The organism is Mesorhizobium sp. M2A.F.Ca.ET.067.02.1.1 (assembly GCF_004023285.1).
In the GTDB taxonomy this organism is placed as follows: Bacteria; Pseudomonadota; Alphaproteobacteria; order Rhizobiales; family Rhizobiaceae; genus Mesorhizobium.
In genome coordinates this window covers 1-1,869 of the sequence record NZ_RZSB01000982.1, presented here as the reverse complement: position 1 = coordinate 1,869, position 1,869 = coordinate 1, and the positions used below count along the sequence as shown (strand labels likewise).

The 1,869-nt window shown below is 66.8% G+C and carries 1 protein-coding gene and 1 pseudogene; one reads left to right on the top strand and one right to left on the bottom strand.

Annotated features, from left to right (window positions below):
- Window positions 1-198: 198 nt before the first annotated feature.
- Window positions 199-1,608 (bottom strand): aldehyde dehydrogenase family protein, encoded by a 1,410-nt coding sequence (locus tag EOA28_RS34475; protein ID WP_127250300.1) that lies wholly within the window; start codon window positions 1,606-1,608, stop codon window positions 199-201.
- Window positions 1,609-1,764: 156 nt separating this feature from the next.
- On the opposite strand from EOA28_RS34475, the pseudogene EOA28_RS41215 reads away from it, so the two are divergent.
- Window positions 1,765-1,869, top strand: a pseudogene (locus tag EOA28_RS41215) (short-chain dehydrogenase); the annotation flags it as partial.

Here is a 1,869-nt window from a genome sequence, read left to right as displayed (position 1 = left end):
AAATGCGTGCCCAGATAGGGCTCCGCCAAGCCAAGATCGCGCCACGGCGCCGGCACGACATTGCCGGCATGCTCGGCGATCAGGAGATAGGGGCTGGTCGCGGCCGGCAGCAACCGTTCCACGCCGGCCGCTGCAAGCGCCGCGACGGCCGCATCGCCCAGCTTTTCAAGGTCCCGCACGACCGGATGTCCTTGGCGCTCAGGCGATGACGGAGCGGACATGGTACGCCTTCGCCGCCGTCGCCTCGATCAGGCCGGCGCGTCCATTGGTGCGTCCGAGACCGGAATTCTTGATGCCGCCCCAGGGCAGATAGAGGTCCGCGTGGTCGCAGCGGTTGAGATAGACCGTGCCGGCCTCGACCTCGTCGAGCAAGGCCACGCCGCGCTCGACATCGCGCGTCCAGATAGAGGCGCTGAGGCCGTAATCGCTGTCGTTCATCAGTCGGATCGCCTCGTCGTCGCCGCCGACCGCCTGGACGCAGGCCACCGGCCCGAACAGCTCGTCGCGCATGATCTGCATGCTGTGATCGACGCCGGTCAGCACCTCCGGCGCGACATAGGCGGCTCCGAGGCTTGCCGCCTTGAGGGCGCCATCCCGCGGCATCAGGCGCTTCGCCCCTGCCCGCACCGCGCTTTCGGTGAGGCCGCGAATGGTGTCGGCCGCGACCGCGCGCACCACCGGGCCGACCATCGGCTTTTCGCCGATCGGATGGCCGATCGACCATTTCGCCGTCTCGGCGACCAGCGCCTCGACGAAACGATCGTGAATCAGGCGATCGACATAGATGCGCTCGACCGAGCAGCAGGACTGACCGGCGTTGGAATAGGTGCCTTCAGCGATCAGCGGAACCGCCGCTTCGAGGTCGGCATCGGAGCGCACATAGGTCGGATCCTTACCGCCGAGTTCCAGATGCACCTGGGTGAAGGTGCCGGCCGCGGCCGCATGCACGCGCCGGCCGCCATTGACCGAGCCGATGAAATTGACCGCGTTGAGGACACCGGAAGCGATCAGCCGCTCGGCGTCCGGATGGTCGAGATGCAGGCTCTGAAAGACCCCTTCCGGCCCGCCGGCCGCGCGGAAGGCCTCCTCGGTCAGTTCCGCGATCAGCGGCGTCTGCGGCGAGTGCTTGAAGATCACCACATTGCCTGCCGCGAGCGGCGAGGTGACCAGATAGCCGAGCATCGCGGTCGGGTAGTTACAGGCGCAGATCGACAGATGCAGCCCGCCGGCCATCGGCTTAGCGTAGCGGCGGATGTTCTCATCCGACGGATACGGCATGTCTGCCAAGGTCTCCGGCGCCGCGCCTGCAAGCAGTTCGCCGATCAGCGCCAGGCGCGGCGTCTCGTCGGCCTGCCACAAGGGCCTGCCGATCTGCCACGCCACCGCTTCGGCCAACGGGGCGGCGCGCGCCTTCATCTCCTCGCCGAAGCGCAGAAGGATCGCCAGGCGCTCGGCCAGCGGCGTGCGCCGCCAGCCCGGCAACGCCGCGCGAGCCCGGGCGACCGCGGCCTCGATCGCGGCGCCGTCGGCATAGTTTCGCGTGGCGTAGATCGAGCCGTCGACAGGAGAGGTCACCGAGAAGGTCCGCGCGCCGGAATGCAGGTTCATGGTCTTGGAATCCACCCAAAAGGAAAGCCGTCAATCGCGGTACGATATCGTGATTTTCCATTTTGGCAAATTTTTTCGAATACGGCTTGATGGATTTTTTGTCCGCCCCTATTGTCCCGCCATCGCGCCTTGGCGCCAACATAAGAGGGGTGACGGATGGTCGTCTTTGATTTCACCGGCAGGCATGCGGTCGTGGCCGGCGCGGGCGGAGGCATGGGCGAGGCTATCGCGCTTGCGTTGCTCGATGCCGGCGCTTCCGTC